The organism is Undibacterium sp. Di27W (genome assembly GCF_049340345.1).
In the GTDB taxonomy this organism is placed as follows: domain Bacteria; phylum Pseudomonadota; class Gammaproteobacteria; order Burkholderiales; family Burkholderiaceae_D; genus Undibacterium.
Map to the genome: position 1 here is coordinate 1 of NZ_JBMPOS010000091.1, position 595 is coordinate 595.

1 pseudogene is annotated in these 595 nt (G+C 51.8%); it reads right to left on the reverse strand.

The window, feature by feature from the left end:
- Positions 1-595, reverse strand: a pseudogene (locus ACO0LF_RS31425) (IS256 family transposase); the annotation flags it as partial.

Here is a 595-nt window from a genome sequence, read left to right on the forward strand (position 1 = left end):
TTCTGCCAGTGCCTGCTCTTCAGTGGCAGACTGGTAGATGCGCTTTAAATCGGCAGTGACTTCTCTGTAGTCTTTCCAGGAGACATATTTCAGGCTGTTGCGCACCATGTGCACTATGCAGAGCTGATACGGGTCTGTGGGTATTCGGCAGCAATAGCCTCAGGGAAGCCTTTCAAGCCATCGACACAGGCTATCAGAATATCCTGCACGCCCCGGCTTTTGAGTTCTGTCAGGACGGATAGCCAGAACTTGGCGCCTTCATTCTCCGACATCCATAGACCCAGCAAATCTTTGTGGCCCTCCATATTTACACCCAATGCCAGATAGACGGCCTTGTTGATGACGCGCATGTTGTCACGGATCTTGATGACGATGCAGTCCAGATAGACGATGGGATAAACCGCATCCAGAGGACGGGCTTGCCACTGTGTAATTTGTTCCAGTACCCGTTCTGTGACTTTGGAGACTAGGGTGGCTGATACGTCGGCGTCATACATTTCCTTGAACGCGTCGACGATTTCCCGGGTGCTTAAGCCTTTGGCATAGAGCGCCAGAATCTGATCATCCATCTGGGTTAAGCGGCTTTGGTGCTTGC